At 40.9% G+C, this 25,744-nt stretch carries 23 protein-coding genes, 1 tRNA gene and 1 other RNA gene; 3 read left to right on the top strand and 22 right to left on the bottom strand.

The window, feature by feature from the left end:
* The first annotated feature begins 521 nt into the window (after positions 1 to 521).
* Positions 522 to 1,439 (top strand): class I SAM-dependent methyltransferase, encoded by a 918-nt coding sequence (locus G8761_RS17380; RefSeq protein WP_166028954.1) that lies wholly within the window; start codon positions 522 to 524, stop codon positions 1,437 to 1,439.
* 904 nt (positions 1,440 to 2,343) lie between these two features.
* Here the strand turns inward: G8761_RS17380 and ssrA are convergent.
* The 16 genes from ssrA to rpoN all read right to left on the bottom strand — a co-directional run bounded on the left by ssrA (position 2,344) and on the right by rpoN (position 19,605).
* Positions 2,344 to 2,678: a transfer-messenger RNA gene (gene ssrA, locus G8761_RS17385) on the bottom strand.
* A 151-nt stretch (positions 2,679 to 2,829) separates the two neighbouring features.
* The gene (gene smpB / locus G8761_RS17390; RefSeq protein ID WP_166028956.1) at positions 2,830 to 3,297 is read right to left on the bottom strand and encodes an SsrA-binding protein SmpB; all 468 of its coding nucleotides are present in this window, start codon (positions 3,295 to 3,297) and stop codon (positions 2,830 to 2,832) included.
* A gap of 90 nt (positions 3,298 to 3,387) precedes the next feature.
* Entirely contained in the window at positions 3,388 to 5,733 is a 2,346-nt protein-coding gene (gene rnr / locus G8761_RS17395) for a ribonuclease R (protein WP_166028957.1), read from the bottom strand.
* Between the two features lie 239 nt (positions 5,734 to 5,972).
* On the bottom strand, positions 5,973 to 6,719 hold the full coding sequence (locus tag G8761_RS17400) for an alpha/beta hydrolase (RefSeq protein WP_166028959.1): 747 nt from the start codon (positions 6,717 to 6,719) through the stop codon (positions 5,973 to 5,975).
* Between the two features lie 117 nt (positions 6,720 to 6,836).
* A complete protein-coding gene (locus tag G8761_RS17405) occupies positions 6,837 to 7,196 on the bottom strand; it encodes a PH domain-containing protein (protein WP_166028961.1) in 360 nt (119 codons plus the stop codon).
* 100 nt (positions 7,197 to 7,296) lie between these two features.
* Positions 7,297 to 7,530, bottom strand: coding sequence for a preprotein translocase subunit SecG (gene secG, locus G8761_RS17410; RefSeq protein WP_166028963.1), 234 nt, complete (start codon positions 7,528 to 7,530; stop codon positions 7,297 to 7,299).
* Between the two features lie 101 nt (positions 7,531 to 7,631).
* Positions 7,632 to 8,549 carry a DUF7916 family protein gene (locus G8761_RS17415; RefSeq protein ID WP_166028964.1) on the bottom strand — a complete coding sequence of 306 codons (918 nt, stop codon included), beginning with the start codon at positions 8,547 to 8,549 and terminating at the stop codon, positions 7,632 to 7,634.
* A 372-nt stretch (positions 8,550 to 8,921) separates the two neighbouring features.
* The gene (gene nagE, locus G8761_RS17420; RefSeq protein WP_166028966.1) at positions 8,922 to 10,298 is read right to left on the bottom strand and encodes an N-acetylglucosamine-specific PTS transporter subunit IIBC; all 1,377 of its coding nucleotides are present in this window, start codon (positions 10,296 to 10,298) and stop codon (positions 8,922 to 8,924) included.
* Positions 10,299 to 10,501: 203 nt separating this feature from the next.
* Positions 10,502 to 11,800: a phosphopyruvate hydratase gene (eno, locus tag G8761_RS17425; RefSeq protein ID WP_166028968.1), complete on the bottom strand. Its 1,299-nt coding sequence runs from the start codon at positions 11,798 to 11,800 to the stop codon at positions 10,502 to 10,504.
* 61 nt (positions 11,801 to 11,861) lie between these two features.
* Positions 11,862 to 13,394: a 2,3-bisphosphoglycerate-independent phosphoglycerate mutase gene (gpmI, locus tag G8761_RS17430; protein WP_166028970.1), complete on the bottom strand. Its 1,533-nt coding sequence runs from the start codon at positions 13,392 to 13,394 to the stop codon at positions 11,862 to 11,864.
* On the bottom strand, positions 13,387 to 14,148 hold the full coding sequence (tpiA, locus tag G8761_RS17435; protein ID WP_166028972.1) for a triose-phosphate isomerase: 762 nt from the start codon (positions 14,146 to 14,148) through the stop codon (positions 13,387 to 13,389). The genes gpmI and tpiA overlap by 8 nt, the downstream gene beginning before the upstream one ends.
* A gap of 35 nt (positions 14,149 to 14,183) precedes the next feature.
* Positions 14,184 to 15,368, bottom strand: a complete 1,185-nt coding sequence (locus tag G8761_RS17440; protein ID WP_166028974.1) for a phosphoglycerate kinase — start codon at positions 15,366 to 15,368, stop codon at positions 14,184 to 14,186.
* A 214-nt stretch (positions 15,369 to 15,582) separates the two neighbouring features.
* Positions 15,583 to 16,590, bottom strand: a complete 1,008-nt coding sequence (gap, locus tag G8761_RS17445; RefSeq protein WP_166028976.1) for a type I glyceraldehyde-3-phosphate dehydrogenase — start codon at positions 16,588 to 16,590, stop codon at positions 15,583 to 15,585.
* Positions 16,591 to 16,645: 55 nt separating this feature from the next.
* Positions 16,646 to 17,668 (bottom strand): sugar-binding transcriptional regulator, encoded by a 1,023-nt coding sequence (locus G8761_RS17450; RefSeq protein ID WP_166028978.1) that lies wholly within the window; start codon positions 17,666 to 17,668, stop codon positions 16,646 to 16,648.
* 141 nt (positions 17,669 to 17,809) lie between these two features.
* Positions 17,810 to 18,049: a glutaredoxin family protein gene (locus tag G8761_RS17455; RefSeq protein WP_166028980.1), complete on the bottom strand. Its 240-nt coding sequence runs from the start codon at positions 18,047 to 18,049 to the stop codon at positions 17,810 to 17,812.
* A gap of 227 nt (positions 18,050 to 18,276) precedes the next feature.
* Complete coding sequence (rpoN, locus tag G8761_RS17460) at positions 18,277 to 19,605, bottom strand: RNA polymerase factor sigma-54 (protein ID WP_166028982.1); 1,329 nt, start codon at positions 19,603 to 19,605, stop codon at positions 18,277 to 18,279.
* Between the two features lie 378 nt (positions 19,606 to 19,983).
* Here rpoN and G8761_RS17465 point away from each other — a divergent pair, with 378 nt between their 5' ends.
* Positions 19,984 to 20,205 (top strand): helix-turn-helix domain-containing protein, encoded by a 222-nt coding sequence (locus tag G8761_RS17465; protein ID WP_166028984.1) that lies wholly within the window; start codon positions 19,984 to 19,986, stop codon positions 20,203 to 20,205.
* 474 nt (positions 20,206 to 20,679) lie between these two features.
* On the opposite strand, the gene G8761_RS17470 is transcribed toward G8761_RS17465, so the two are convergent.
* Positions 20,680 to 20,751, bottom strand: a tRNA-Arg gene (locus G8761_RS17470).
* Positions 20,752 to 21,009: 258 nt separating this feature from the next.
* Between G8761_RS17470 and clpP the strand changes: the two genes are divergently transcribed.
* The gene (gene clpP / locus G8761_RS17475; RefSeq protein WP_338000987.1) at positions 21,010 to 21,639 is read left to right on the top strand and encodes an ATP-dependent Clp endopeptidase proteolytic subunit ClpP; all 630 of its coding nucleotides are present in this window, start codon (positions 21,010 to 21,012) and stop codon (positions 21,637 to 21,639) included.
* Positions 21,640 to 21,830: 191 nt separating this feature from the next.
* Here the strand turns inward: clpP and G8761_RS17480 are convergent, their stop codons facing one another.
* The 5 genes from G8761_RS17480 to G8761_RS17500 form a co-directional block, all read right to left on the bottom strand.
* Entirely contained in the window at positions 21,831 to 22,088 is a 258-nt protein-coding gene (locus tag G8761_RS17480; protein ID WP_166028988.1) for an HPr family phosphocarrier protein, read from the bottom strand.
* A 62-nt stretch (positions 22,089 to 22,150) separates the two neighbouring features.
* Positions 22,151 to 23,101 (bottom strand): DNA-binding protein WhiA, encoded by a 951-nt coding sequence (whiA, locus tag G8761_RS17485; RefSeq protein WP_166028990.1) that lies wholly within the window; start codon positions 23,099 to 23,101, stop codon positions 22,151 to 22,153.
* Positions 23,102 to 23,149: 48 nt separating this feature from the next.
* Positions 23,150 to 24,133 (bottom strand): gluconeogenesis factor YvcK family protein, encoded by a 984-nt coding sequence (locus tag G8761_RS17490; protein ID WP_166028992.1) that lies wholly within the window; start codon positions 24,131 to 24,133, stop codon positions 23,150 to 23,152.
* A complete protein-coding gene (gene rapZ, locus G8761_RS17495) occupies positions 24,126 to 25,022 on the bottom strand; it encodes an RNase adapter RapZ (RefSeq protein ID WP_166028994.1) in 897 nt (298 codons plus the stop codon). Before rapZ ends, G8761_RS17490 begins: the two co-directional genes overlap by 8 nt.
* Before the next feature lie 27 nt (positions 25,023 to 25,049).
* Positions 25,050 to 25,508: an NUDIX domain-containing protein gene (locus G8761_RS17500; protein WP_166028996.1), complete on the bottom strand. Its 459-nt coding sequence runs from the start codon at positions 25,506 to 25,508 to the stop codon at positions 25,050 to 25,052.
* Positions 25,509 to 25,744: the final 236 nt, after the last annotated feature.

Genomic DNA, 25,744 nt, shown 5'->3' on the forward strand with positions numbered 1-25,744 from the left:
CTAGCCTTTACCAGAGAAATGTAACCATCCTCCATTTAAGCTAGAAACATTTCGCACAGCTAACCTGCCCCGTTAGTTGAACAAGTAAAAATCCACTCTAGAGTCATTTAATGTCCTCATAACACAATCACACAATTATAAAAGTTCGAAATGTAAATTGTCACTTTTGGAGGTAATTTGCACCTATTTTAAGCGTTATTTTGCACTATAAGTAAATATAAAAAAGCCCAATTTCCCAACATGAAATTGAGAAATTGAACTTTTCGCTACTACGGAAAAGCGCCCGATTGTTGAACAATATCCTTTATTACTTAAAATAGAATTTCTACCATAATATATAGAAATATATCTTAATTTACTACAAAGTAATTTATTAACGTAATTTATTAATTATTATAAAACAAAAAAATCTTGACAAAAATTTTTATTTATGCTATAATTTACAGTTAAAATTTTTGTGTGTATAATAAGATTCTCCTGGCCAGGGGAATCTTATTTTTGTTATATGGGAGGATTAATGTATGAAGAAAAATGAAACAAGTTTAACTTCCTTAATATCAGCCTTTGGTCGAGCATACCACAGTAAATATGACACACCCAAAATTTTTGATGATTTTATTGCAAAAGATTTAATTACCCAAAAAGAATTTGCAGATATTCGTGAGAACATGATTAAAGGAATTCAATTCTTTAATAGTAAAATTGCAAAGAAGTTTCAAGATCATCCAGATGAAATTTTAAAATGGATTACACAAGTTCAACTTTCTCCAACTCCTTTAGCACGTGCTGCCTATTGCGAAAATGTATTATTTCATGAAATGTTGCTAGGCGTTAATCAGTATGTCATTCTAGGAGCTGGATTAGATACCTTTTGTTTCCGACACCCAGAATTAAACGACAGCATAGAAATATTTGAAGTTGATTATCCAGCCACACAAGACTTTAAAAAGATAAGGTTAGCAAATGCTAATTATCAAATTCCGGATAATCTTCATTTTGTTTCAATGGATTTCACCAAAGAATTTACTGTTCAAAATCTTGTTGAAGAAGGTTTTATGCCTAAGAAAAAAACTTTATTTAGTCTTTTAGGTGTTTCTTATTATTTAACAAAAGAGGAAAATACCAACTTGATTAATAAATTATTTACCAAAGTTCCATCAGGAAGTTCTATCGTTTTTGATTATGCAGACGACAAACTATTTGAAGAAAAAGGAATGTCTAATCGAGTTCAAAATATGGTTCAAATGGCTTCAGCTAGTGGTGAGCCAATGAAATCATGTTTTACTTATGATGAAATGGAGAAAATGTTAGAAAACTCAGGTTTACTCATTTATGAACATCTATCACCTGTTACTATTAATAATGAATTCTTTCGTAGTCGTACAGACTATTTGTCTGCATTCGAAACGATTCATTACATCCATGCTGTAAAAGAATAATATTTCGGTTAATAACAGACTTACCTCCCAATTTCCCTATGATTGGGAGGTTATATTCATTTTTATCTAAAAATTTATATATTCTAATTTTCTTACTGCAAGTTATTCAAAAATCTGGCCCGATTGTGGAAGATTTTAAGCCTAATTCCTCGCTAAAAATACGAAGAGGATTAGGCTTTTTTATCTTTTATTTATTAACATTGTTAGTCTCCATTTTCGTGACGTTATCCATCTGTAATTGCATTGGCGATAAGTGGTAAATCTGATGTCGATTACTGGTAAAAACCTGACAGAAGTTATACATTCTTATGGCCGAAATCAGATTGTTAAATACATTTATAACTGTGATAATTCATTTATTAAAAATGAAAGTATGAAAAAACAAAAAAATGTAGACCTTTTTAAAGATCTACATTTTTTATAAAATGACTCAGCAAATTGTTTCAAGCATACTATTGTCACAAACAATTTTAAGCATAATGATGTAATAGTGACATTTTTATGCTTAAAGTAAAAAATTTAAGCATAACATTGCGCAAAGTATATTTAAGCATAATTCTTCATACTGCGCAATCTTATGGTTAAAGTCTCACAAATTGCTAGGCTTTATCCACCTATGTATGGTGGAGACGGTGGGACGTGCTCTTCCATGCTTTCGTCATGGCACTGACTATATCTTGAACCTGATTAACAGGTTCTCCGGCGTATTATGCGAAACATAGATTTCTCCATTAGGAGTTGATTTCGCATCCTAGTACTACCAATGTGGCAGCCTATAAGTCGATACACGGCTGTTGGATTGCTCCACATACCGCTCGGCATTGCCTTGCCGCTAAAGCGGGTTAGGTTTCACCGATAAAGCCGAATTTTCACTTATGTGTTACCACATAAGGCGACTAATTACTAATCGAACCCACGTCCAAGAACATCGGCACTTAAGCTTCTACGAGTGTAGTCGACATATTGGCGCTTCACTGATCCATATGCCTGTCGACAGGCGTCCAGTCAGCTAGCCTGGTTGTTCTCTTCCTTCATCCTCAGGCGGTGGAATCCGGCGTAGCCCACTTAGAGTGAGTCCCTTACCCTACCACATGGGCGATGGAGGGAGGAACCGCTATGCAGTATTAAGCTGCGAAAGCGAGGTTGTTGTTAGTTTTGCCAGTTATGGCTTTGACGTTTTTACGAGGCCGATCCCCTCGACTCGCACCCTAAGCTCGAACTACCCCTGTCGAATCCGTAGCGTCCCCATATATAAGAAAACGTCGGAATCTCAGCTTTAGCTGAGCATTAAGTCGTTGCCGCATCCCTGCGACATAAACAAGTATACCATAGTTACAGAAAAATTCAATTGTAAGTATCTGTAAGCAGAGACTAACAAAGGTACGATTGGCTACATTTTCTGCCGATCGCGGAAAGCGCGCTCGATATCACGTTTGGCTTCTTTCTGTTTTAAATCCTCACGCTTATCATAATTCTTTTTACCCTTTGCAAGACCAATTAAAACTTTGGCAAAACCATTTTTCAAATACAACTTTAAAGGAATAAGTGCATATCCCGCCTGCTTTGTTTCACCCAGAAGCTTGGCAATTTCACGGCCGTGCAGCAAGAGCTTCCTTGTCCGCAATGGATCATGATTATATCGGTTTCCCTGCTCGTACGGGCTCACATGCATGCTGTATAAAAAGATTTCATTATTTTGAATCCTGCAGTAGGAATCCTTTAAGTTAATGCGTCCAGCACGGATAGCCTTAATTTCTGTTCCTTGCAGAACAATGCCCGCTTCATATGTTTCTTCGATAAAAAAGTCATGGTATGCTTTTTTATTTTGTGCCAGAACCTTGCCTATACCCTTTGGCATGTTTCTTCCCCCTTACATTGCCTTTATTTTAGCAGATTCCCTTCTCCCCTACAACGAAGGAGAGAGCCAAAGCGGCCCTCTCTTCAATACTCAGCGTTTATTTTTCCGCTTCGTGCTTTTATTTTTAGGGACATTATCAAAAAACTTTCTTTTCTTTTTCGCTTTCGGTTTATCAGAATCGGAGCCTGCTCCTCTTCCACCAGCCCTTGGACCTTCATCCCTGCCGTGGCGTGGCTTTTTCGATTCACTGCCTGTTTTAAATACTTTTGGAGCTAAAGGCCGTTCCGGTCTCTTTCCTTTCATGCCGACAATTTCAAAGTCGATCGACCGTTCATCCTTGTTAACCTTCACAACCCTGACTGTGATTTCATCCCCAATCCGGAAGACGTTCCCGGTCCGTTCGCCAATCATCGCAAACTGGCGTTCATCAAAACGATAATAATCATCCGTCATGTAGCTGACATGTACAAGTCCCTCAATCGTATTTGGCAGTTCAACGAACATACCGAAATTGGTAACTGAGCTTATAATGCCATCGTACTCCTCGCCAATTTTGTCCTCCATGTATTCCGCTTTCTTCAATTCATCTGTTTCGCGTTCCGCATCCACAGCCCGGCGTTCCATTTTAGAGGTATGATCGGCGATTTCAGGAAGCCTTGCATTCCATTTTGCCCTAACGGCTTCATTAAGTTTTCCCTCGATTAAATAGGTCCTGATTAAGCGGTGGACTATCAAATCCGGATAACGGCGGATTGGAGAAGTAAAGTGGGTATAAAACTCTGTTGATAACCCAAAGTGTCCCAGACTTTCAGGATAATACTTTGCCTGCTGCATAGAGCGCAGCATAACGGTTGATACTACCATTTCCTCCGGCTTGCCCTGTACCTCTTCAATAATCTCCTGTAAGGCCCTTGGGTGAACATTATTGGCTGTACCTTTGACAATATAACCAAAGTTCGTTATAAACTCGAAGAAACGTCTCAATTTATCTTCCTTAGGATCCTCATGAATCCTGTAGATAAACGGAACTTCCATCCAGTGGAAATGCTCCGCTACTGTTTCATTGGCAGCAAGCATAAATTCCTCAATTAAACGTTCCGCTACAGAACGTTCCCGGAGCACTACATCAGACGGCTTTCCTTCCTCATCAACCAAAACCTTTGATTCTTTAAAATCAAAATCAATGGCTCCACGGTTCATTCTCTTTCCTCGAAGGATAGAAGCGAGCTCTTCCATCAATTCAAACATTGGCACAAGAGCTTCATATCGGCTGCGTGTCTCTTCATCTTTATCAACAAGGATTTTATTTACATCATTGTAGGTCATCCGTTCAGTCGTTTTAATTACACTCTGAAAAATTTCATGATTGACAACGGTGCCTTCAGGAGTTATTTCCATATCGCAAGATAGAGTAAGACGGTTTACTTTAGGATTTAAGGAGCATATTCCATTCGAAAGACGGTGCGGAATCATTGGGATAACCCGGTCTACTAAATAAACACTGGTTCCCCGTTCCTCCGCTTCCACATCAATCGGCGAACCCTCCGTGACATAATAGCTGACATCTGCAATATGTACCCCGAGCTTGTAGTTTCCATTTTCAAGCTTTGTAACAGTAACAGCATCATCCAGGTCCTTGGCATCCTCGCCATCTATTGTAACGATGGTTTGACCGCGCAAATCACGTCGGTTTGCCAATTCGCTTTCATCGATTTCATCCGGAGTTTCATTTGCCTGCTCCAAAACTTCATCAGGAAACGCGAGCGGCAGGCCATGCTTATGAATTACAGATAAAATGTCCACACCCGGATCATTCTTATGGCCGAGAATCTCAACAACTTCACCCTCAGCGCTCTTTCGGCCTTCGGGATATGTTGTAAGTTTCACCACTACCTTATGGCCTTCAACCGCCCCTTTAGACGCTGACTTAGGAATAAAAATATCACTCGTAAACTTTTTGTCGTCGGGAAGAACAAATCCGAAATTTTTGCTTTCTGTATACGTACCGACTATCTGCTGAATACCCCGTTCTAGAATACGGACAATCGAACCTTCACGTCTTTGTCCTGAGGTCTCGGTTGAAACCCTTGCAAGCACAGTATCTCCATGCATGGCATTATTCGTCTCATTTGGAGGAATGAAAATATCATCCATTCCTAGTTCATCCGGAATAACAAAAGCAAAACCCTTTGCATGTCCAGTCAGTTTACCGCGAATCAGGTTCATTTTTTGCGGCAGGCCGTAGCGGTTGCTGCGAGTACGAACGACAAGCCCCTTTTCCTCCATCTGAACAAGTGCTTTAACAAACTCCTTAAAGTCACCAGAGTCCGCAATTCCAAAAGCCTCTTCAAGCTCCTGAACAGTCAGCGGCTTGTAGGCTTCATCTCTCATATATTGCAAAAGCTTATCAACATGCTTTTGAATATTTTCTTCCAAGCAAATTCCTCCTTTTAAAGCTGAGCGTCCGTTTTGCGAAGCAACTACCTATAAAACATCATGTACTTCTTCATTTGTAATTAATTCATGCAGCTTTGCGACAAGCTGAACATTAGCGCTCTGAATAGGCATTGGCGCAGGAGCGCTTGACCGTGACTCATCGCAGAAAAAATAAGGCTGACACTAGGTGTTGGACGCTGAAGCTGGATAGTTCCAGTATATTGATTAAATTTTACTTATTAGTCTTGCCAGTTAAGCCTTTCTAAAAACATATAAATATCTTCATGGAGCTGTTCGCGCTCTTTATCAAGTGTAATAACGTGACCTGATTCTTCATACCATTTTATTTCTTTGAAGTCGGACTCCACATTTTTATAAATAATATTGGCGCTTTCAGGATTGATCATATGGTCATTCCGGGCCTGTACCACAAATGTAGGTGTATAAATCATATCAACATGCTCACGGACATCGCTAATTAATCCCTGGAGAGCCTTAAGTGTTCCCATCGGCGTTTTTTGAAAATCCTTCATTTCCTCTTCGATTACTTCCGGAGATTTTCGTTCATGCTTTTTATATTCACGGGCATAATCAAGAACACCCTGGTACATGACCTCTTCACTTTTTATATACATAGGCGCGCACATTGGAATAATACCCTTCACAGGTACAGTGTAACCTAATTTCAAGGAAAATACGCCGCCAAGTGACAAGCCTGCTACTGCAATTTCCTCATAGCCTTTATTTTTCAAAAAGCTGTAGCCTTCCATTACATCCTTCCACCAGTCTTCTGGCCCTGTGTGAACCAACTCTTCCGGCGGAACACCGTGTCCCTTATAATGAGGGGCATGGGAGGTATAGCCTTTCTTCTCAAGATATCTTCCCAGCATCCTTACATCGGCAGAGTTCCCTGTAAAGCCATGCAGCAGCAGGACAGCTCGTTTCCCAGCTTCAAAAGTAAATGGTTTTGGCATTGAAATTCGCATCTATATAAACCCCTTTATTCTTAATCATCTTTTATAGTGTAAGCAAAGGGACTATGAACATTCCAGAAAAAAGCCTCCGGACTCCTTTGAACAGAAGTACGAAGGCTTTTTTTAAAATTATTTTAGTTTTGATTGTACTAAAGTTAAAAAGTCACTTACTTTGGCCGGGGTTGAAAAATTTGTAAAGACAATAAACTCATCTTTATAATTCATTACTAGTTTTTTAATAAAGGGAACGGGACCCCTATCTAAAACTATGCCGCTTGTTTCACTAAATCTGGAGATGTGACTGTACTCAAACTCCCATTTAAGTCCTTTTCCAAACATATAGTCAGCACAAAAAAGTATTTTCTCAGTTGTAGCTATTAAAATTCCAGACCTGCTAATATAGCCTGTTTCTATCGTACAAAAAAGTGAAGACAGCACTTCCTTGCTGTTCTTTAAATGTTCCTTTGCAGCTTCTAGACTAATTTTCATCTGTCCCCCCAAAGGCATTATTTGTTAAATAGTGTTATGTTAAATTTTTCCGCACTTATCCAAAATAAAAACCCGGCAATACCGGGTTTTAGTTATTCTATTAGATTTTGAAGTAAGTTACAGCAATAGCAAGAACAAAGAATAAAACGGATAATACGACTGTAATCCTATGAAGGATCAGATCGATTCCGCGGGCTTTTTGTTTACCGAATAATTGCTCTGCTCCTCCGGAAATTGCTCCGGACAAACCAGCACTTTTTCCTGATTGAAGTAAGACAACAATAATAAGGGCGATACTTACGATTACTAATAATGTTACGATTAATGCATGCATGAAGGCCACCTCCTGTTAAGCGTACATTTCACAGTATTTTAAATTTACCATAAAATTACCCTTTTAACAATAGCCGTTATGTGACAGGTTTAGGATAAGCCCTATCTTAAAACAGAGGATGCCATCCTGACATATGTATGGCGCTTTCCTCTGACCACTATTGAGTAGGTCATAATGTTCTCAGGTATAGCTATTCCGGCAACTCCAGCATCTCCAATATGGAACATGTCCGCACCTGCCATTTTACTGTTTAAAGCAATTTGTCTTATAGTACTTTCATCTGCTCCCTCTTGGCTTGTCCCGGTAGTCAAAATAGCAAGTGCCCCTTTTTGCTGAACAATGTCTACTAATTTTGCCGTATTTTCCACCGTGAAACCTGGAACAGTCCCTGGCGAGGGGATTAATACGATATCCGCACCAGCTTCGATGAACGCATGAAGGGTCTCTTCACTCATCATCTGTCTTCCCGTTTCCCCTGAAACCCCTGCCCCGTGCATTTTTCCAGCGATAATAAGGCCTTCTTCCCCAAAAACACTCCTTGCTTTTTGAATAGCAGCCAAAATCTCCAGATTTGTAACACCGGTTTTAGGGTTCCCTGTTAAACATACAAAGTCAAATCCAAGTTCTTTGGCTTTCTGAAGTGATTCCTCAGATGCAAGTCTTCCTTCCGGGAGCTCAGTAAGATTTTCTAGCCTTTTTGCCTGAAGATCAACTGGTTCAAGGTTAAGACCCACTGGACGGCCTGTCAGCTTCTTTAAGGTTCTCACGATATCATCCGGCTTGGTCTCCGGAAGTCCCTCCATCGAAGGATGAAAGACATCAAAAAAGTTTAAAAGGATCATGTCTGCACCAAACGCTGACGCCAATTCCGCATTCGTAACTGCTGGATAATAGGGTGTAAAGCTTCCGATTACCTCGGAAACAATGGTTCTTCCTTCCGATGCTCGTATAGCCTGCTTTAATTCCTGGCCATTCATCGACTCAAAATCGGTTGCTGTGCAATCAAGTAAACGTTTCATATCATCTCTCCTTCATTAAGAAAAGCGCAAGCGCCCGTTCAGCGAAGCAGCTGCCCGAGTAAACCTCCTGTTATCCTTCTATGAATAGACAACATGCAGCTTTGCGACGAGCTGAACATTAACTCCTTTGATTATGCTATGGCGCAGGAGCACTTTAAAAGTTCGATGTTGACTTATCGTAGGGAGAAGCGGGATGGACACTAGCAGCACCAAGTATCACCTAACGGTCATACTTGATGCAAGATAATCCAGGAAGCTTATCAGAATGAAAACTAGCTGGGCGCTGGAGCTAGACAGTTTAGTAGGTAAAACTTTATAATTTCTTATCATTTGAAAAACCTGGCGATAGAAACCGCCAGGCCGTTTTTACGGTTATAGTTTTTTCAGTTCATTTGAAACAAATTCAACATCTGTTCCCACGACAACCTGCAGATCGGTCTTGTTGAGCTTAATAACTCCTCTGGCCCCGAGCCTTTTCAACTCATTTTCATTAATTGCACTTGTGTCTTTTACCTTCAAACGAAGGCGGGTAACACAGTTATCAATATCAACGATATTGTTTTTTCCCCCCAAGGCATCAAGGTAGCCAACAGCTAACTCATGATAATTTCCTTTTGCAGCTGTGTTTTCTGTAAACTCCCCTTCAACATCATCTTCCCGTCCAGGCGTTTTTAAATCAAATTTTTTGATGAGGAAGTAGAAGATTACAAAATACAAAGCAGCATATATAATCCCTACTAATAAAAGAAGTAACGGCTTCTGTGCTATTCCATAGTTTAGTACATAGTCGATGGCTCCCGCTGAGAACCCAAAGCCATGATGGATTCCAAGAAGATAAGTAATGGACATAGCCAAACCTGTCAGCACTGCATGGACTCCATAAAGTACTGGAGAAAGGAACATAAATAAAAACTCAATTGGTTCAGTGATACCTGTTAGGAATGAAGTAAAGGCAATACCAATCAGCATACCTGTGACTGTTTTCCGGCGTTCTTTTTTCGCAGCTGCAATCATGGCTAAAGCTGCTGCTGGAAGACCGAACATCATAATAGGGAAGAACCCTGTCATAAATACGCCAGCAGACGGATCTTTAGCAAAGAAGCGGGACAAGTCCCCTTTTACTACCTTGCCTGCAGCATCCGTAAATGATCCAAACTCAAACCATACAAGAGTATTCAATACGTGGTGAAGGCCAAGAGGAATAAGGAGACGGTTTAATAATCCAAATACACCTACTCCAACTGCACCTGCTCCTGTAATCCACTTACCTACTCCATTAATAACATCCTGAATTGGCGGCCAAACATAACCAAAAACAGCAGCGAGAACAATCATCGTTAACGAAGTAATAATCGGGACAAAACGGCGGCCCCCAAAGAAGCCAAGCCAATCTGGAAGTTTCGCTTCAGAATACCGGTTATACAGCAACCCTGCTGTTATACCAGAGATGATCCCCCCCAAAACTCCCATATTTATGTCCTCATTAATGGCACCTGCTCCCTTGGTTAACACAAAGTACCCAATAGCACCTGCAAGAGCGGCGGCACCATTGCCATCTTTCGATAAACCAATTGCTACACCAATGGCAAACAACAAAGCCAGATTGGAAAATACAGCGTCACCCGCAGCCGAAATAAATTTAATATCCAATAAGTCCGGCTGGCCAAGGCGCAGCAAAAGAGCAGCTGCAGGCAACACTGCGATAGGAAGCATTAACGACTTTCCAATTCGTTGCAAAAATCCTAACATAAAAATTCCCTCCTTCCGATTTGTACAAGATATGTAAGTGCTTACAAAAATCTTCAATTAAACCTTCGGCAAATAATGACAAAGCCTAATTGTTTTCTTATTTTACCATTTACAGCCTAAAAATGAAATAATTTTTTAAACACTTTTAGGCATAAAAAAAGATGCGCATTCGTCAATGCGCACCTTTTTTTGTATAGTGAATCTTATTTTTTAAGATTGTAGAAAGATTTAATTCCGTTGAACTGAGCTGTTTCACCTAATTGATCTTCAATACGAAGTAATTGGTTGTATTTTGCCACACGGTCAGTACGTGATGGAGCACCAGTTTTGATTTGGCCAGCATTTGTAGCAACAGCAATGTCAGCGATTGTAGTATCTTCTGTTTCACCAGAACGGTGAGAAACAACTGCTGTGTAGCCTGCGCGCTTCGCCATTTCAATCGCATCAAAAGTTTCAGTTAATGTACCGATTTGGTTAACTTTGATTAGGATAGAGTTTCCTACGCCATTTGCAATACCTTCAGCAAGCTTTTTAGTGTTTGTAACGAATAAGTCATCACCAACAAGCTGAACTTTTTTGCCAAGGCGCTCAGTTAATAGCTTGTGGCCTTCCCAGTCGTTTTCATCTAAGCCGTCTTCGATTGAGATGATAGGATATTTAGAAGCAAGCTCTTCATACCAGTCAACCATTTCAGCTGATGTTTTAACAACGCCTTCCCCAGCTAAATGGTATTTGCCGTCTTCTTTGTTATAGAACTCAGAAGATGCAGCGTCCATAGCAAGCATAACTTCTTCACCTGGCTTGTAGCCTGCTTTTTCAATCGCAGAAACAATTGTTTGCAATGCTTCTTCGTTAGATCCAAGGTTAGGAGCGAATCCACCCTCGTCACCTACAGCTGTATTTAAGCCTTTTTCTTTTAGAACTGATTTTAAGTTATGGAAAATTTCAGCACCCATGCGAAGAGCTTCTTTAAAGTTAGGAGCTCCAACAGGCATGATCATGAATTCCTGAATATCAACGTTGTTGTCAGCATGCTCGCCGCCATTAACGATGTTCATCATTGGAACTGGAAGCTGCTTAGCGTTAAATCCGCCAAGGTATTGATATAAAGGAATATCAAGGTAGTTTGCAGCAGCATGAGCAGCAGCAAGGGAAACACCAAGAATTGCGTTTGCACCCAATTTCCCTTTGTTTTCTGTTCCGTCAAGTGCGATTAAAGCATTGTCAATTCCAACCTGGTCAAGAACGCTGAACTCTTCTCCAACCAAATGAGGAGCAATAATTTCATTTACATTATCAACTGCTTTTTGAACGCCTTTTCCAAGAAAGCGTTCTTTGTCTCCGTCACGAAGTTCTACTGCTTCATATTCACCAGTAGAGGCACCGCTTGGCACCATTGCGCGTCCAAAAGCACCTGATTCAGTAAATACTTCAACTTCAACTGTAGGGTTTCCTCGGGAATCTAATACTTCACGAGCATATACATCAACGATAAATGGCATTTGTCTCTCTCCTTAGAGTGTAATTTTGATTGAGGGGACTAGCCGCCTAGCCCCTCCTTAATTATTTAATAATCGATTTTCCCGTCATTTCAGCAGGCTGCTGAACTCCAAGTAAGTCTAACATAGTTGGAGCCAGGTCGCCCAGGATACCGCCTTCACGCAGCTCAGCCCCATTTTTTGTCACAATGACAGGAACAGGATTGGTTGTATGTGCAGTCATTGGCTGGCCTTCGAGGGTTACCACTTCATCTGCATTACCGTGGTCCGCTGTAATAATAGCCGCTCCCCCTTTTGCGAGGATAGCATCTACAACCCGGCCTAAGCACTCATCTACTGCTTCAATAGCCTTAATAGTTGGCTCAAGCATACCGGAGTGGCCTACCATGTCAGGGTTAGCAAAGTTTAAAAGGATCGCATCAAATTTATCAGCCTCGATTTCCTTTAGAAGAGCCTCTGTTACTTCGTAAGCGCTCATCTCAGGCTTGAGGTCATAAGTTGCAACCTTTGGTGAATTAATCAGGATTCTTTCTTCACCCGGAAACTCCTGCTCACGTCCACCGCTCATAAAGAATGTAACGTGAGGATACTTTTCAGTTTCCGCAATTCTTAACTGTGTTAAGTTATTTTGGGATAGCACTTCACCAAGCGTATTATCCAAGTTTGATGGCTTGAATGCAACATATCCATCAACTGATTCACTAAAATGTGTTAAGCACACAAAGTAAAGGTCCTTTGGATGTTTTGGGCCGCGGTCAAACGAACGGAAATCCTGATTTGTAAACGTATTGGATATTTGAATAGCACGGTCAGGACGGAAATTATAAAAAATAACAGCATCATTGTCCTGAATAGTGGCAACAGGTTGGCCTTGATCATCAGTAATGACTGAAGGCAATACGAACTCATCAAAGATACCGTTTCGGTATGAATCCTCGACAACTTGTTCTGCACTTGAATAGGAAGGGCCTTCACCATAAACCATGGCACGATAGGACTTTTCTACACGCTCCCAGCGCTTGTCTCTATCCATGCTGTAATACCGTCCGGAAATGGTGGCAAATTGGCCGACTCCATACTCCTTCATTTTGTCCAGCGTCTGCTTAATATATGTTTCAGCTGTTTGCGGTCCAACATCACGGCCATCAAGGAAAGCATGGATATAAACTTTTTCAACGCCTTCAGATGCGGCAAGCTTCAGCAAAGCAAACATATGGTTAATATGGCTGTGAACTCCGCCATCAGACAAAAGTCCAAACAAATGCAGGTTAGTTCCATTTTTCTTCACATGATCAATTGCTCCAAGGAAGGTTTCATTTTTTTGAAATTCCCCTTCGCGAATTGAAACGTTAACTCTGGTTAAGCTTTGATAAACAATCCGGCCGGCACCAATGTTTAAGTGGCCAACCTCGGAATTCCCCATCTGACCTTCAGGAAGTCCAACTGCTTCACCGCTTGCAGTCAAATGAGAGTGCGGATAGCTGTTCCAGTAACGATCAAAGTTTGGTTTGTTTGCGTGGGAAACGGCATTCCCTTTTGTTTCGCTCCTGCATCCGAAACCATCCAGGATGATCAGAGCTACTGGAGATTTACTCATACTTTCCTGCCTCCAATAATTGCAAGAATGACTGTACTTCTAGGCTTGCTCCTCCGACTAATGCTCCGTCGATATCAGGCTGGCCCATATATTCTTTAATATTTTCAGGTTTTACACTTCCGCCGTACTGAATACGAACGGCATCTGCAGTTTCCTGTGAAAATTGCTCAGCAACTACCTTACGGATATGAGCACAAACTTCGTTGGCATCCTGAGCACTAGATGATTTTCCTGTTCCAATTGCCCAAATTGGTTCGTATGCAATGACTGTTTGTTTTACCTGTTCTTCGGTTAAACCTTCAAGCGCTTTTTTAACCTGGTTTCCAACTAGCTCATTAGTCTCACCGTTTTCACGCTGTTCTAAAGTTTCACCACAGCAAACGATTGGAGTCAGATTATATTTAAAAGCAGCAATAGTCTTTTTGTTAACTGTTTCATCTGTTTCGTTGAACATTTCACGTCTTTCAGAGTGTCCAAGAATAACATATTTAACGCCTAGATCAGCTAGAGCTGCAGGGCTGGTTTCACCTGTAAAAGCTCCCTTTTCTTCAAAATGCATATTTTGAGCGCCAATTTCAACGTCATGGTTCTCCGTTGTTTCAACAAGACTTGGTAAAAATAATGCTGGGGCACAAATAACAGACTCAATTTCGTTCTTTGAAGGAACGAGGCCGTTTACTTCTTCAGCAAAGCTTTTAGCTTCGGAAAGAGTTTTGTGCATTTTCCAGTTGCCTGCGATGATTGGTTTTCGCATTTTTCGCACGTCCTTTCGTATCGAAAAGTCTTTAATTACTTATCGTTTAAAGCGACAACGCCTGGAAGTTCCTTACCTTCCATGAATTCAAGTGAAGCACCGCCGCCAGTAGAAATATGGCTCATTTGTTCAGCAAGGTTGAATTTCTCAACAGCTGCCGCAGAATCTCCACCGCCGATCACAGAATATGTATCTTTGGATTCAGCAAGTGCTTCTGCCACAGCTTTAGTACCCTGAGCAAACTTATCGAATTCGAAAACGCCCATTGGGCCGTTCCAAATAACTAGCTTGGACTTTTTAATGACGTCCTTGTAAAGCTCCGCTGTTTTCGGACCGATATCAAGAGCTTCCCAGTCTGAAGGGATAGAATCGATCGAAACCTCTTTAGTATTAGCATCAGGTGAAAAATCATCTGCAACAATTACATCGATTGGCATATAGAAGTTAACGCCTTTTTCTTTTGCTTTTGCAATAAAGGAATTAGCAAGGTCGATCTTATCTTCTTCAAGCAAAGACTTCCCAACTTCATTGCCTTGCGCTTTAACGAAGGTATAAGCTAATCCTCCGCCAATAATGAGGTTATCAACCTTTTCTAAAAGATTATCAATAACACCAATCTTATCTTTTACTTTTGCACCGCCAATGATGGCAGTGAAAGGTCGTTCAGGATTGGATAGAGCTTTTCCCAATACCTCAAGTTCTTTTTCCATCAGGAAGCCCGCAACAGCAGGAAGATAGTGAGTAATTCCTTCTGTGGAAGCGTGCGCTCTGTGAGCAGCTCCAAAGGCATCATTTACATATACATCCGCAAGTGCAGCAAATTCCTTTGCTAACTCAGGATCGTTTTTCTCTTCACCAGGATAAAAACGAACGTTTTCAAGTAAAAGCACTTCGCCTTCGCTCATTGCTTCAATCTTTTGTTTAACAGAATCTCCGTAAGCCTCATCCGCTTTTTGAACATTCTTTCCTAGAATCTCTCCAAGACGAGCTGCAACTGGAGTTAAACGCATTTCTTCAACCACTTTTCCTTTTGGACGGCCAAAGTGGCTTGCAAGAATTACCTTTGCACCTTGTTCCACTAAATAGTTAATGGTTGGCAACGCTGCACGAATCCGTGTTTCGTCAGTTATTTTTCCATCCTGCATTGGAACGTTAAAGTCTACACGGCAAAATACGCGTTTTCCTTTAACATCTACATCTTTTAATGTCTTTTTGTTCATCGAATGGACCTCCTAAATAGAAAAGTGAATCGGTCAGAGTCACCTTTCAAAAGTTTGGCGAAAAACAGGAACCGATTAAAATGCTAAAAAATAGTAAAAGGGAGAGGGGAATCCTCCCCGCTCCCCTTTGAAAAGCTTCAATCCATTTCACTTTCATTATTATAGACGTTCCGCTAAAGGATATCCAACAATACCCATAGGGAATTCTTAATAATTAAAGACCTTTACTAGCGATGTAGTCGATAAGGTCAACAACGCGGTTAGAGTAACCAGTTTCATTATCGTACCAAGAAATTACTTTTACCATGTTGCCTTCCATAACCATTGTAGAAAGGGCATCGATAGTAGAAGAATTAGTGTTGCCATTGTAGTCGCCGGATACAAGCGGCTCTTCGCTGTAACCAAGGATTCCTTTTAAGTCGCCTTCTGCAGCTTCTCTTAAAGCATTGTTGATTTCTTCAACAGTTACTTCTTTTTCAAGGTCAGCAACAAGGTCAACTAATGAAACGTTAGGAGTAGGAACACGCATTGCTCCGCCGTTTAATTTACCTTTAAGTTCAGGCAATACAAGGGATACTGCTTTAGCCGCACCAGTAGTTGTAGGAATAATGTTTTCCGCAGCTGCACGAGCACGACGGTAGTCTTTATGCGGAAGGTCAAGAATTTGCTGGTCGTTAGTGTATGAGTGAATAGTAGTCATCATACCGCGCTTGATTCCGAATTTGTCGTTTAACACTTTTGCAAATGGAGCCAAGCAGTTTGTTGTACAAGAAGCGTTAGAAATTACATTGTGGCTAGCTGCATCGTATTTGTCTTCATTAACGCCCATAACGATTGTGATATCTTCGTCAGAAGCTGGAGCAGAAATGATAACTTTTTTAGCGCCTGCTTCAAGGTGTTTAGCTGCATCAGCACGCTTTGTGAAACGGCCAGTAGATTCTACAACCACTTCTACACCTAGCTCGCCCCATGGAAGCTGAGCTGGGTCGCGTTCAGCAACAACTTTTACTTTGTGTCCGCCAACTACTAGGTAGTCGCCATCAACTTTAACATCGTCCTGAAGAGTTCCGTGTACGGAATCGTATTTTAAAAGGTGTGCAAGCATGTTTGCATCTGTAAGGTCATTTACTGCTACTACTTCAACATTAGGATTTCTAAGAGCCGCACGGAAGACTACACGTCCGATACGTCCAAATCCGTTAATACCAACTTTAACTGTCATGATTAATTTCCTCCTTTAAATTGGATAAGGATTAATTTTTTTATATAAAAAGGATTTAACCTTTTAATAACTGCCTTGCAGCTCCTTCATCCGTTATCAAAATGGTGGAAGAAGGCGCCTGCTTCATGTATGCCTGAATTGCCTTGGACTTTGATTTGCCCCCGGCAACAGCAATGACATTTGGTATGCGGTTTAAATCATCTAACTGCAGTCCTATTGTCAGGACTTTATGAATAATATCGCCTTTTTCATTAAAATAATAACCAAAGGCTTCACCAACTGCTTTTCCCGATTTAACCTTTTCCAAATCCTCAGAATTGGTTTTTCTTCGTTCAGCCATTGGAATAGCTTCTCCAATACCATGTAAAATAATGCTAGCAGATTTGATCAGGCCGAGAACTTCATGGACGATTGGTTCTTTGATAAAAGATTCATAAATATCCCTGCTTACCTGGTCGGGCACATAAAATACCCGATGTTTGGCTTTTGCATTAGCTGCCATAATTGCGCAAATGGTATTGGCCTGGTTTTGCACATCTTCACCAATACCTCCACGGGCAGGAACGAAAAGAATTTCTTTCTTCCCTAAATCAGGGGTAAGCATTTCTGCAACTGACGCCATTGTGGAGCCGCCTGTAACGGCAATGATATTCTTCTCATCAAGAAGAAGCTTCATGCAATTCACACTAGCCTTGCCAAGTTCGGACTTAACAAGCGGAGAATCGTCACTGTCACCCGGGACGATAATTACATTGCGAATCCCAAGCGTGCGTATCAACTCTTTTTCCAGTACATCTATACCCTTTAGTTCACGCATTAAGCTTTCAAGGCTTTCCAATAAATTTTTCCCTTCAGAGGTTAAACTCATTCCAATATTATTAGCTGAAATTAAGTTTTGATCTTTTAAAAAATCAACCTCACTGCGAAGGATTCTCTCAGAAATGCCAAGGCCGACCGCCAGACTTCTTCTTCCAACTGGCTGCATGAAACCAATGTTGTGAAGAATGGTGTACCTTTTTTGCATGACCTGCAGGAGATCGGGTAATAATTTTCTTTGGATATCGAAAATAGAATCCATTGGGCTAGCTCCTTTGTTATGTAGATGGACCACAAATGTCCCGCATAGACATATTATGTCCCACCAGCTGTAAAAAAAATCACCCCGGCCACATTTTTCATTGTAACCGAAGTGAAAACCTATTTCAACCAATAAGTCTGCCTATTTTTTCTGCAAACGTTTACTTATGTCAAACTCGTTAACGCAGCCATATCCAAGCTCTTCACCGTCAAGTACAAAGACAGGAATCATTAAACCGTACTTCTCCGTTAAATCGTCACTTGTTTCGATATTTATTTCATTTATTGAAAAAGAGTACTCTTTTTGCAGCTCGATTAATTCTTCCTTTGCATTCTCGCAAAGATGGCAACCCTTGCGTGTATAAAAATCAATTACAGGCACTATAATATCCCCCTTCTTACTGTCCAGCTACAGCATCCAGCGACTAGTGTCCATCCCACTCCTCCCTACGATAAGTCAACATCGAATCGTGTTACTCTTCGTGTTTCCTTTATCTCAGTCGAAGCGGAGGCCTGCAGGAAGCAGGTCAGAAAGGCGTTGCCACAGGACGTGGCGTTTTTAGCCTTTCATCGTATCCTTACGTCGCTAAACAGATGCCTCCGCTTTTCCTAATATCTTTTTCTTTTAGAAGAGGATGGTATGCCCAGCTGGTCGCGGTATTTCGCAACGGTTCTTCTCGATACCACTGTTCCCTCAGCATTTTTTAGATGCTCGGCAATATCCTGATCGGATAAAGGCTTCTGCTTATCCTCTTTCTCTATTAAGAGTGAGATTGCTTTTTTAACAGCAGCAGAAGAAATACTTTCCTCATCAATTGTTTGGATTGTACTGGTGAAAAATGATTTTAGTTCAAACGTTCCAGAAGGAGTTTGAACATACTTTTCTCTGACAGTCCGGCTGACTGTAGATTCGTGGATGCTGAGCTCCTCAGCTACTTCCTTCATCGTCATCGGTTTTAAGTACTGCGGCCCCTTCTGAAAAAAGAGCGGCTGCTTTTCAGCTATTTTCATAACTACCCTTATCAAGGTTTCTCTTCTTTGCTCGATACTTTTCAAAATCCACTGGTAATCTTGGAATTTATCCTGCAAAAAACGCCGGACCTGCTGGTCTTTTGTTTCGGAAAACTGTTTATAATAGGATTCATTAAAGCTGATTTTAGGAAGCGGATCATCGTGAGTTCGGACAATGATGTCTCCATCTGCAACCTCAATAACAGCATCCGGAATAACAAAGGATGTTTTTTCATTAAGGAACTCACCGCCAGGCCGTGGATTCAGTGATTGAATATGATCAAATACATCCTGAACCTCTTTAAGAGTAATATCAAGTTCCTTTGCTATAACTTTCCACTTTTTTTCCGCCAGCTGGACGAAATAATCTGAAACGATCTCGTGCGCCAATTTATGTTCAGGGAAGTTCCTCTCCAATTGGAGCAGCAGGCACTTCTGAAGACAGTCACCGGCAATACCAGCGGGTTCCAAGCCTTGCAAAATGGAAAGACTTTTTTCAACCATTTCCGGGTCTGCCTGAAGAGCAGCAGCCGCCTCGTCTATACTTCCAGTGAAGTAACCGTTTACATCAAGATTATGAATTAGATAACGTATTATTTTAAGCTGTTCATTAGAGTGCTTTTTTAAATTCAATTGGGAGATTAATTGTTCTTCAAGAGTGATAGAGTTGTCCGCGATGTTTTCAATCCAATCCTCTCCACCTTTAACAGCCCGCTTATGCTTTTGGCGGCTTCGGTCCTTTAGCGGATCCATTGGCTGGACATTCCCCGGCTCAATTTGAAGAAGAGGATTTTCAAGCGCTTTATTTTCCAGGAAAGCAGTCAGCTCCTGCGCTGTATATTGCAGCAGGGCAATGGCCTGGGTAAGTTCCTGGGTCATATTTAGTTTTAACGTCTGCTGCTGCCATAATCCTGCATTTAAATTCATCTCTCATTCCTCCTCTCCTTATTTTACATTATAGGAGATGATTGGTGTATGGTAAGAAATTGGTATTGAAGATTTTTTGTTCAAACCTTAGTAACATAATATTAATAGCTGTAAGCTGATTTCGCTCTATTCATTGACTTAGTTTTTTATTATGCAAAAATAGACTCGCTTTCCGCGGGCAAGCCGCTAGCCTCCTCGGTCGTCAACGGACCTGCGGGGTCTCGCCTGTCTTGCTTTTCCCGCTGGAGTCTCTCCTATTTTTGCTTATCACTTAATTCAGTTATTTTTCCATGTATACCTTTAATACATAATACATGGCCAAATAATTATATTGTATGCTTACTAGCACCATCAATTTCACTTTTTAGGAGAATGAATATGAGAAAAAGAGTAGTTTTGAAAATCGGTGCTTTAATAGAAAAGGAAGGTTTATCAATCGAAGAATTTTCCTACAGAACAGGTATACCGCATACTGCTTTGACAGAACTGTTGGATGAAAAAACAGAGGAGTTTGAAATTGAACATATTACCAGGATAGTGAAGGCATTCAACATAAGTGATATAAATCAAATAATAACTCTGGAAAAAACAAACGATTAAGGTGCCATATCATTTTGCTCAGCCTTTCTGTCATTCCCTATTAATTTCCGCGCGTACAAGCGCACACATACGCTCATAGAACAGTAACATCATCATGGATTTACTATTTTTACCTAAGTCAGCAAAGGGCAGTCGCTAGTACTGCCGAAGAAAATGACGCCCTGGCGCCTGCTATTCTACGAACCCATAACGCAGCATTTAAAATTATCTGGTATTATTGCGTGGTATTTTCGGAGAGAAAACAATTGGAAACAGAACAAAAGGCGCAAGCGCCCTGGTTAGCCCCAACAGGCATAAGACGAATCACGTAGGAAATCCTGATTTCTGAAGTGATTTGGCTTATGACCCCGAGGGGCTGGGCGCTGGAGCTGGATTACAATAACCTAGTTCGGAGTTTTCCACAAGGTGAAAATCTATAATTTCCTAACCGACAAAAAAATCCCCTGCTATAAAGCAGGAGATCTCTTAATTGGACGCCCTCGGCAGGAATCGAACCCACATCTCAAGAACCGGAATCTTACGTGCTATCCGTTGCACCACGAGGGCAAATATACAAAATTATGAATGGGTGTCTGCCCAACTCACGCTTACATATTATATGACATGTTTCTTTTCTTTGCAAGTGCAGAATATGTTTAAAATGGGCAATGATGGGTATGATGGTTAAGGGTATATTTGTTGGTGAAATAGTGTCGAACGATTCAGTTTGTAGGAAGAGTTTAATTGTTTGACCTTAATTGACCATGAGTGTATGATAACAATACATAGTTTTTCCAACTAGCCTGCCAACAGGGCAGGAAAGGCATTTCCAGTTTAAAGGAGGAAGAAAAAATGAATTTAATCCCTACAGTTATTGAACAAACCAACAGGGGGGAAAGAGCTTATGATATTTATTCCCGCCTTTTAAAAGACCGTATTATTATGCTTGGAAGTGGCATTGATGACAATGTTTCCAACTCTATTGTTGCTCAGCTGCTATTCCTTGAAGCTGAAAATCCTGAAAAGGACATCACACTTTATATTAACAGCCCTGGCGGCAGCATCACAGCCGGTATGGCGATCTATGATACTATGCATTACATCAAACCACATGTATCAACAGTGTGTATCGGTATGGCTGCATCTATGGGGGCATTCCTTCTTGCCGCTGGTGAAAAAGGAAAACGTTATACCCTTCCAAACGCTGAAGTTATGATTCACCAGCCACTTGGCGGAGCACAAGGACAGGCAACAGAAATCGAGATCGCTGCTAAGCGTATCCTTTTCCTTCGTGAAAAATTAAACACTATTCTTTCTGAGCGCACTGGCCAGCCACTTGAAGTAATCTCCAGAGATACTGATCGTGACAACTTCATGACAGCTGAAAGAGCAAAAGAATACGGTCTTGTTGACCATATCATTACACGTAATCCAAACGTAGAAGAAAAGAAATAAGAATATTTGAGTGGCCATCCCGCGGGATGGCCTTTTTTATTGGCAAAGAAATGAAGAATTTTTTACAAAGAATGAAGTACTTTTACAAAGAATGAAGTACTTTTACAAAAAGTGAAGAAATTTCGCCTTAGGAGTCCACAAGGTGATTATGTCAAAGTAAAAAAGTCCGGCGACAGCCAGACCTTTTATTATTAATTTTCTTTTTCAATAAACTGTGAAAGTGTTGAAATTGCTTCTTCTTCATCACTGCCGTCAGTAATGATACTGATGACTGCACCAGAGCCAACTGCTAGGCTCATTAGCCCCATAATACTTTTTGCATTTACCTTTTTTCCTTCTTTTTCAAGAAATACATCAGATGAAAAACGGTTTGCTTCCTGGACAAACAGTGCTGCCGGACGAGCCTGAAGACCCGTTTTCAATTTTACTTCCACTTCTTTTACCAACATAACATGTTCCCTCCTCTGGGATTTTCTCTTTATATCTAAAAAAGTCTGCGGGCATAAACCTTTTATTTAAAATGAGCAGGCTGGCCAGCCCTCAGTTTTTCAGCAATCTCGTCGATCTTGCGCAGGCGGTGGTTGATTCCGGATTTGCTAATGTTTCCGCCACCAAGCATTTCACCAAGCTCTTTAAGGGTAATATCCTGATAATTAATCCTTAGCTCAGCGATTTCTCTTAACTTATCAGGCAATGTATGAAGCCCTACTGTCTGGTCGATAAAACGTATATTTTCCACCTGTCTTATTGCTGCTCCAACTGTTTTATTAAGATTGGCTGTTTCACAGTTGACCAGGCGATTTACGGAATTGCGCATATCCCTGACAATCCGGACATCCTCAAAGCGCATCAATGCATTATGTGCTCCAATAATGTTCAGGAATTCAGTAATTTTTTCGGCTTCTTTTAAGTACGTAATATATCCCTTTTTGCGTTCAAGAGTTTTACTGTTTAAGCCAAATGAGTTCATTAATTCACACAAGGACTCATTATGCTCCTGATAAAGCGAAAAAATCTCCAGATGATAAGACGAGGTCTCAGGATTATTAACCGAGCCTCCTGCAAGAAAAGCGCCGCGTAAATAAGAACGCTTACAGCATTTCTTTTTAATCAATTCTGGTGAGATATCATGGACAAAGGCAAAGCCCTCACCTAGAATTTTTAAATCTTCCAATATATCCCGCGCATTCTCGTTTAAACGAACAATGTACACATTGTTCTTCTTTAAACGCATCTTTTTTCTAACAAGAAGTTCCACTCGAACTTCATAATTTTTTTTAATCAGCGTATAAATTCTTCGGGCAATCGCAGCATTTTCAGTTTGTATATCAACAACCAGCTTTCGGCTTGAAAAAGAAAGAGATCCATTCATCCGAATCAGAGCCGAGAGCTCTGATTTGCTGCAGCATTGTTTTGATTCCAGTCCGGTCAGTTCTTTTTTCGTTTCCGAAGCAAAAGACATGCCTTCACCCCCTTTTAGAGACAAACGTTTGCATTAACACATTTATATTTACGAGTTAAATCTCTTTTTAGTTTCATTCAAAAGCAATGAATACAAAATTTCAGCTACTTTTTTGGGATCATGCCTAAAAGCACTGTTTTCCTGAATGGCAATATCACCATGTACCACTTCCAGCCCAAGATTAAACAACTCAGGCACATCGTAGACAACGGGATTAGCCAGTTCTTCATTGTATCTTAACTGTATATCATGAGGAATTTCCTCGTTATGGACTAAAATAGTATCAATAAAATGGCACTCCATATGGTCATAAATAGCTTTTACATGGTCACTGGCTGTAAAACCATGAGTTTCTCCCGCCTGGGTCATGAGATTGCAAATATATATTTTTTTAGCATTCGACTCGCATAACTCTTTACCGATCCCAGGCACCAATAGGTTCGGCAGAATGCTCGTATAAAGGCTCCCAGGGCCAAGTATGATCAGATCTGCCTGCTGGATTGCCTGTATAGTTTCAGGCAGTGGCAAAATATCTTGCGGAGTTAAAAAAACCTTTTTTATTCTTTTGCCCGAAAAAGGAATTTTTGACTCACCCGAAACGACTGTACCATCTTCCAGCTCAGCATGAAGCACAACATTCTGATTGGCAGCAGGAAGCACCTTTCCCCGTACATTAAGTACTTTGCTCATTTCTTGAATGGCATGCACAAAGTTTCCTGTAATTGATGTCATGGCTGCCAGAATTAGGTTTCCAAGAGAGTGGCCGGAAAGCTCGTTTGCAGTTTTAAATCGATGCTGGAACATTTCCTCAATCAAAGGCTCTACATCGGAAAGAGCGGCAAGAACATTCCTTATATCACCAGGAGGCAGGATATGCAGTTCATCCCGGAGCCTTCCGGAACTGCCACCATCGTCAGCAACGGTTACAATCGCTGTTATGTCAACAGGATACTTTTTCAAGCCCCTCAGTAAAACAGGAAGGCCGGTACCCCCGCCTATAATAACGATTCTTGGCTGTCCGCTGTCAGTCATGTTGTTTTTCCTTCCTCTTCTCAATATCCCTATGGGTTATTTGAGTGTGGTAATCCTTTTGAAAATAGTGCCCAATGTATTCAGCCAGTGTAACAGAACGGTGCTGTCCGCCTGTACATCCAATCGCAACTACAAGCTGGGATTTACCTTCGCGTTTGTAGTGCGGCAGCATAAAGCTTAAAAGATCCGTTACTTTTTCAAGGAACTTTTGTGTCTCGCTCCATTTTAGCACATAGCTTGATACCTCTTCATCCATTCCTGTTTTTGGTCTCATATGATCGATATAATGAGGATTCGGCAGGAAGCGCACATCGAAAACAAGGTCCGCATCTATAGGAATCCCGTGCTTAAATCCAAAAGACATCACATTTACTGTAAACACCGTTTTACTGTTGGTAGTAAATTGGTTAATAATTTTTTCACGAAGTTCTTTAGGCTTCATGGCTGAGGTATTATAGATAACCTGAGCCCTGCCTTTCATCTCTTCCAAAAGTTCCCGCTCCAGCTTGATTCCTTCAAGCGGAAGGCCAGATGGGGCAAGCGGATGAGACCGGCGCGTTTCCTTATACCGTCTCACTAGTGCTGCATCATCAGCATCTAGGAACAAAATTTGCGGTGTGACCCACGAGGTCTCTGCCAAATCATCAAGAGCCTTGAAAAGATGATCAAAAAACTCCCTGCCTCTTAAGTCCATGACAAGTGCGACTTTATTCATTTTGTTTCCTGATTCCTTCATCAGTTCCAGGAATTTCGGCAGCAGGGTTGGCGGCAGATTATCAACGCAAAAGAATCCTAAATCTTCAAAGCTTTGAATCGCAACTGTCTTTCCTGCCCCGGACATACCCGTTATGATAACCATTTGCAAATCGTTGGCAGCTCCGGTACTCATTCCCATTCCCCCTATAAAAATTGTTTATTAACTAGGATCTAATCTATAACTGATCAGTTCAAAATTCTTCGTATATGTAAACGTGCCATAAATTATGCCGTTTCCATGAATCATATAATCAAGGATGTGATAGTCCCCGGCTGCCATGGGCAGATTTTGCAGCTGCTCAGCAGGGTGCCATTCCAGCTTGCCTTCAGCTGATTCCTTCAGCATGACTCCGTCAGAGTCAGTAGCCATGAAAGTAAACATCATCCATTCCGATATGATCTGATCTTTCTCCATCATGATAAAAGTGAAAATGCCTTTTAGCTGAGGTTTTTTTAAATATATGCCGGTTTCTTCCCGGTATTCCCGAATACAGGAATCCCTTACAGATTCACCTGGCTCCATTTTTCCTCCTGGCGCCACCCACCATCCGCGGCGCGGTTTTTGAAGCAACAGTACCTGATTATCCTTCACTAAAACACAATTGGTGACTCGCTGCACCTTTCTTCACCCCAATGTACCGACTATCGATTCTTTTTATTATACTATTTTTGGCAACCTGTCACAATGAACAGAAAAGGAATATTGAGCGAAAAAGGCAGGATACTTTTACCACTAATTTGGAATAAAAAAAGAACACAGGTTATGCACCTGTGTTTAAAAGGATTATATTTTTAAAAGGGGGTCAATTTCTATTTTTATCATACCCTACCAATATTTCACTTCTGTTACAGAAG

This window comes from Neobacillus terrae (assembly GCF_011393025.1).
Classification (GTDB): Bacteria; Bacillota; Bacilli; order Bacillales; family Cytobacillaceae; genus Neobacillus_A; species Neobacillus_A terrae.

Coding starts and splice junctions, on each gene's coding strand:
- G8761_RS17380 (WP_166028954.1), top strand. CDS start 522: ATGAAGAAAAATGAAACAAGTTTAACTTCCTTAATATCAGCCTTTGGT.
- smpB (WP_166028956.1), bottom strand. CDS start 3,297: ATGCCAAAGGGTATAGGCAAGGTTCTGGCACAAAATAAAAAAGCATAC.
- G8761_RS17400 (WP_166028959.1), bottom strand. CDS start 6,719: ATGCGAATTTCAATGCCAAAACCATTTACTTTTGAAGCTGGGAAACGA.
- G8761_RS17405 (WP_166028961.1), bottom strand. CDS start 7,196: ATGAAAATTAGTCTAGAAGCTGCAAAGGAACATTTAAAGAACAGCAAG.
- secG (WP_166028963.1), bottom strand. CDS start 7,530: ATGCATGCATTAATCGTAACATTATTAGTAATCGTAAGTATCGCCCTT.
- G8761_RS17415 (WP_166028964.1), bottom strand. CDS start 8,549: ATGAAACGTTTACTTGATTGCACAGCAACCGATTTTGAGTCGATGAAT.
- nagE (WP_166028966.1), bottom strand. CDS start 10,298: ATGTTAGGATTTTTGCAACGAATTGGAAAGTCGTTAATGCTTCCTATC.
- eno (WP_166028968.1), bottom strand. CDS start 11,800: ATGCCATTTATCGTTGATGTATATGCTCGTGAAGTATTAGATTCCCGA.
- gpmI (WP_166028970.1), bottom strand. CDS start 13,394: ATGAGTAAATCTCCAGTAGCTCTGATCATCCTGGATGGTTTCGGATGC.
- tpiA (WP_166028972.1), bottom strand. CDS start 14,148: ATGCGAAAACCAATCATCGCAGGCAACTGGAAAATGCACAAAACTCTT.
- G8761_RS17440 (WP_166028974.1), bottom strand. CDS start 15,368: ATGAACAAAAAGACATTAAAAGATGTAGATGTTAAAGGAAAACGCGTA.
- gap (WP_166028976.1), bottom strand. CDS start 16,590: ATGACAGTTAAAGTTGGTATTAACGGATTTGGACGTATCGGACGTGTA.
- G8761_RS17450 (WP_166028978.1), bottom strand. CDS start 17,668: ATGGATTCTATTTTCGATATCCAAAGAAAATTATTACCCGATCTCCTG.
- rpoN (WP_166028982.1), bottom strand. CDS start 19,605: ATGAATTTAAATGCAGGATTATGGCAGCAGCAGACGTTAAAACTAAAT.
- G8761_RS17465 (WP_166028984.1), top strand. CDS start 19,984: ATGAGAAAAAGAGTAGTTTTGAAAATCGGTGCTTTAATAGAAAAGGAA.
- G8761_RS17480 (WP_166028988.1), bottom strand. CDS start 22,088: ATGTTGGTAAAAGAAGTGGAAGTAAAATTGAAAACGGGTCTTCAGGCT.
- whiA (WP_166028990.1), bottom strand. CDS start 23,101: ATGTCTTTTGCTTCGGAAACGAAAAAAGAACTGACCGGACTGGAATCA.
- G8761_RS17490 (WP_166028992.1), bottom strand. CDS start 24,133: ATGACTGACAGCGGACAGCCAAGAATCGTTATTATAGGCGGGGGTACC.
- rapZ (WP_166028994.1), bottom strand. CDS start 25,022: ATGAGTACCGGAGCTGCCAACGATTTGCAAATGGTTATCATAACGGGT.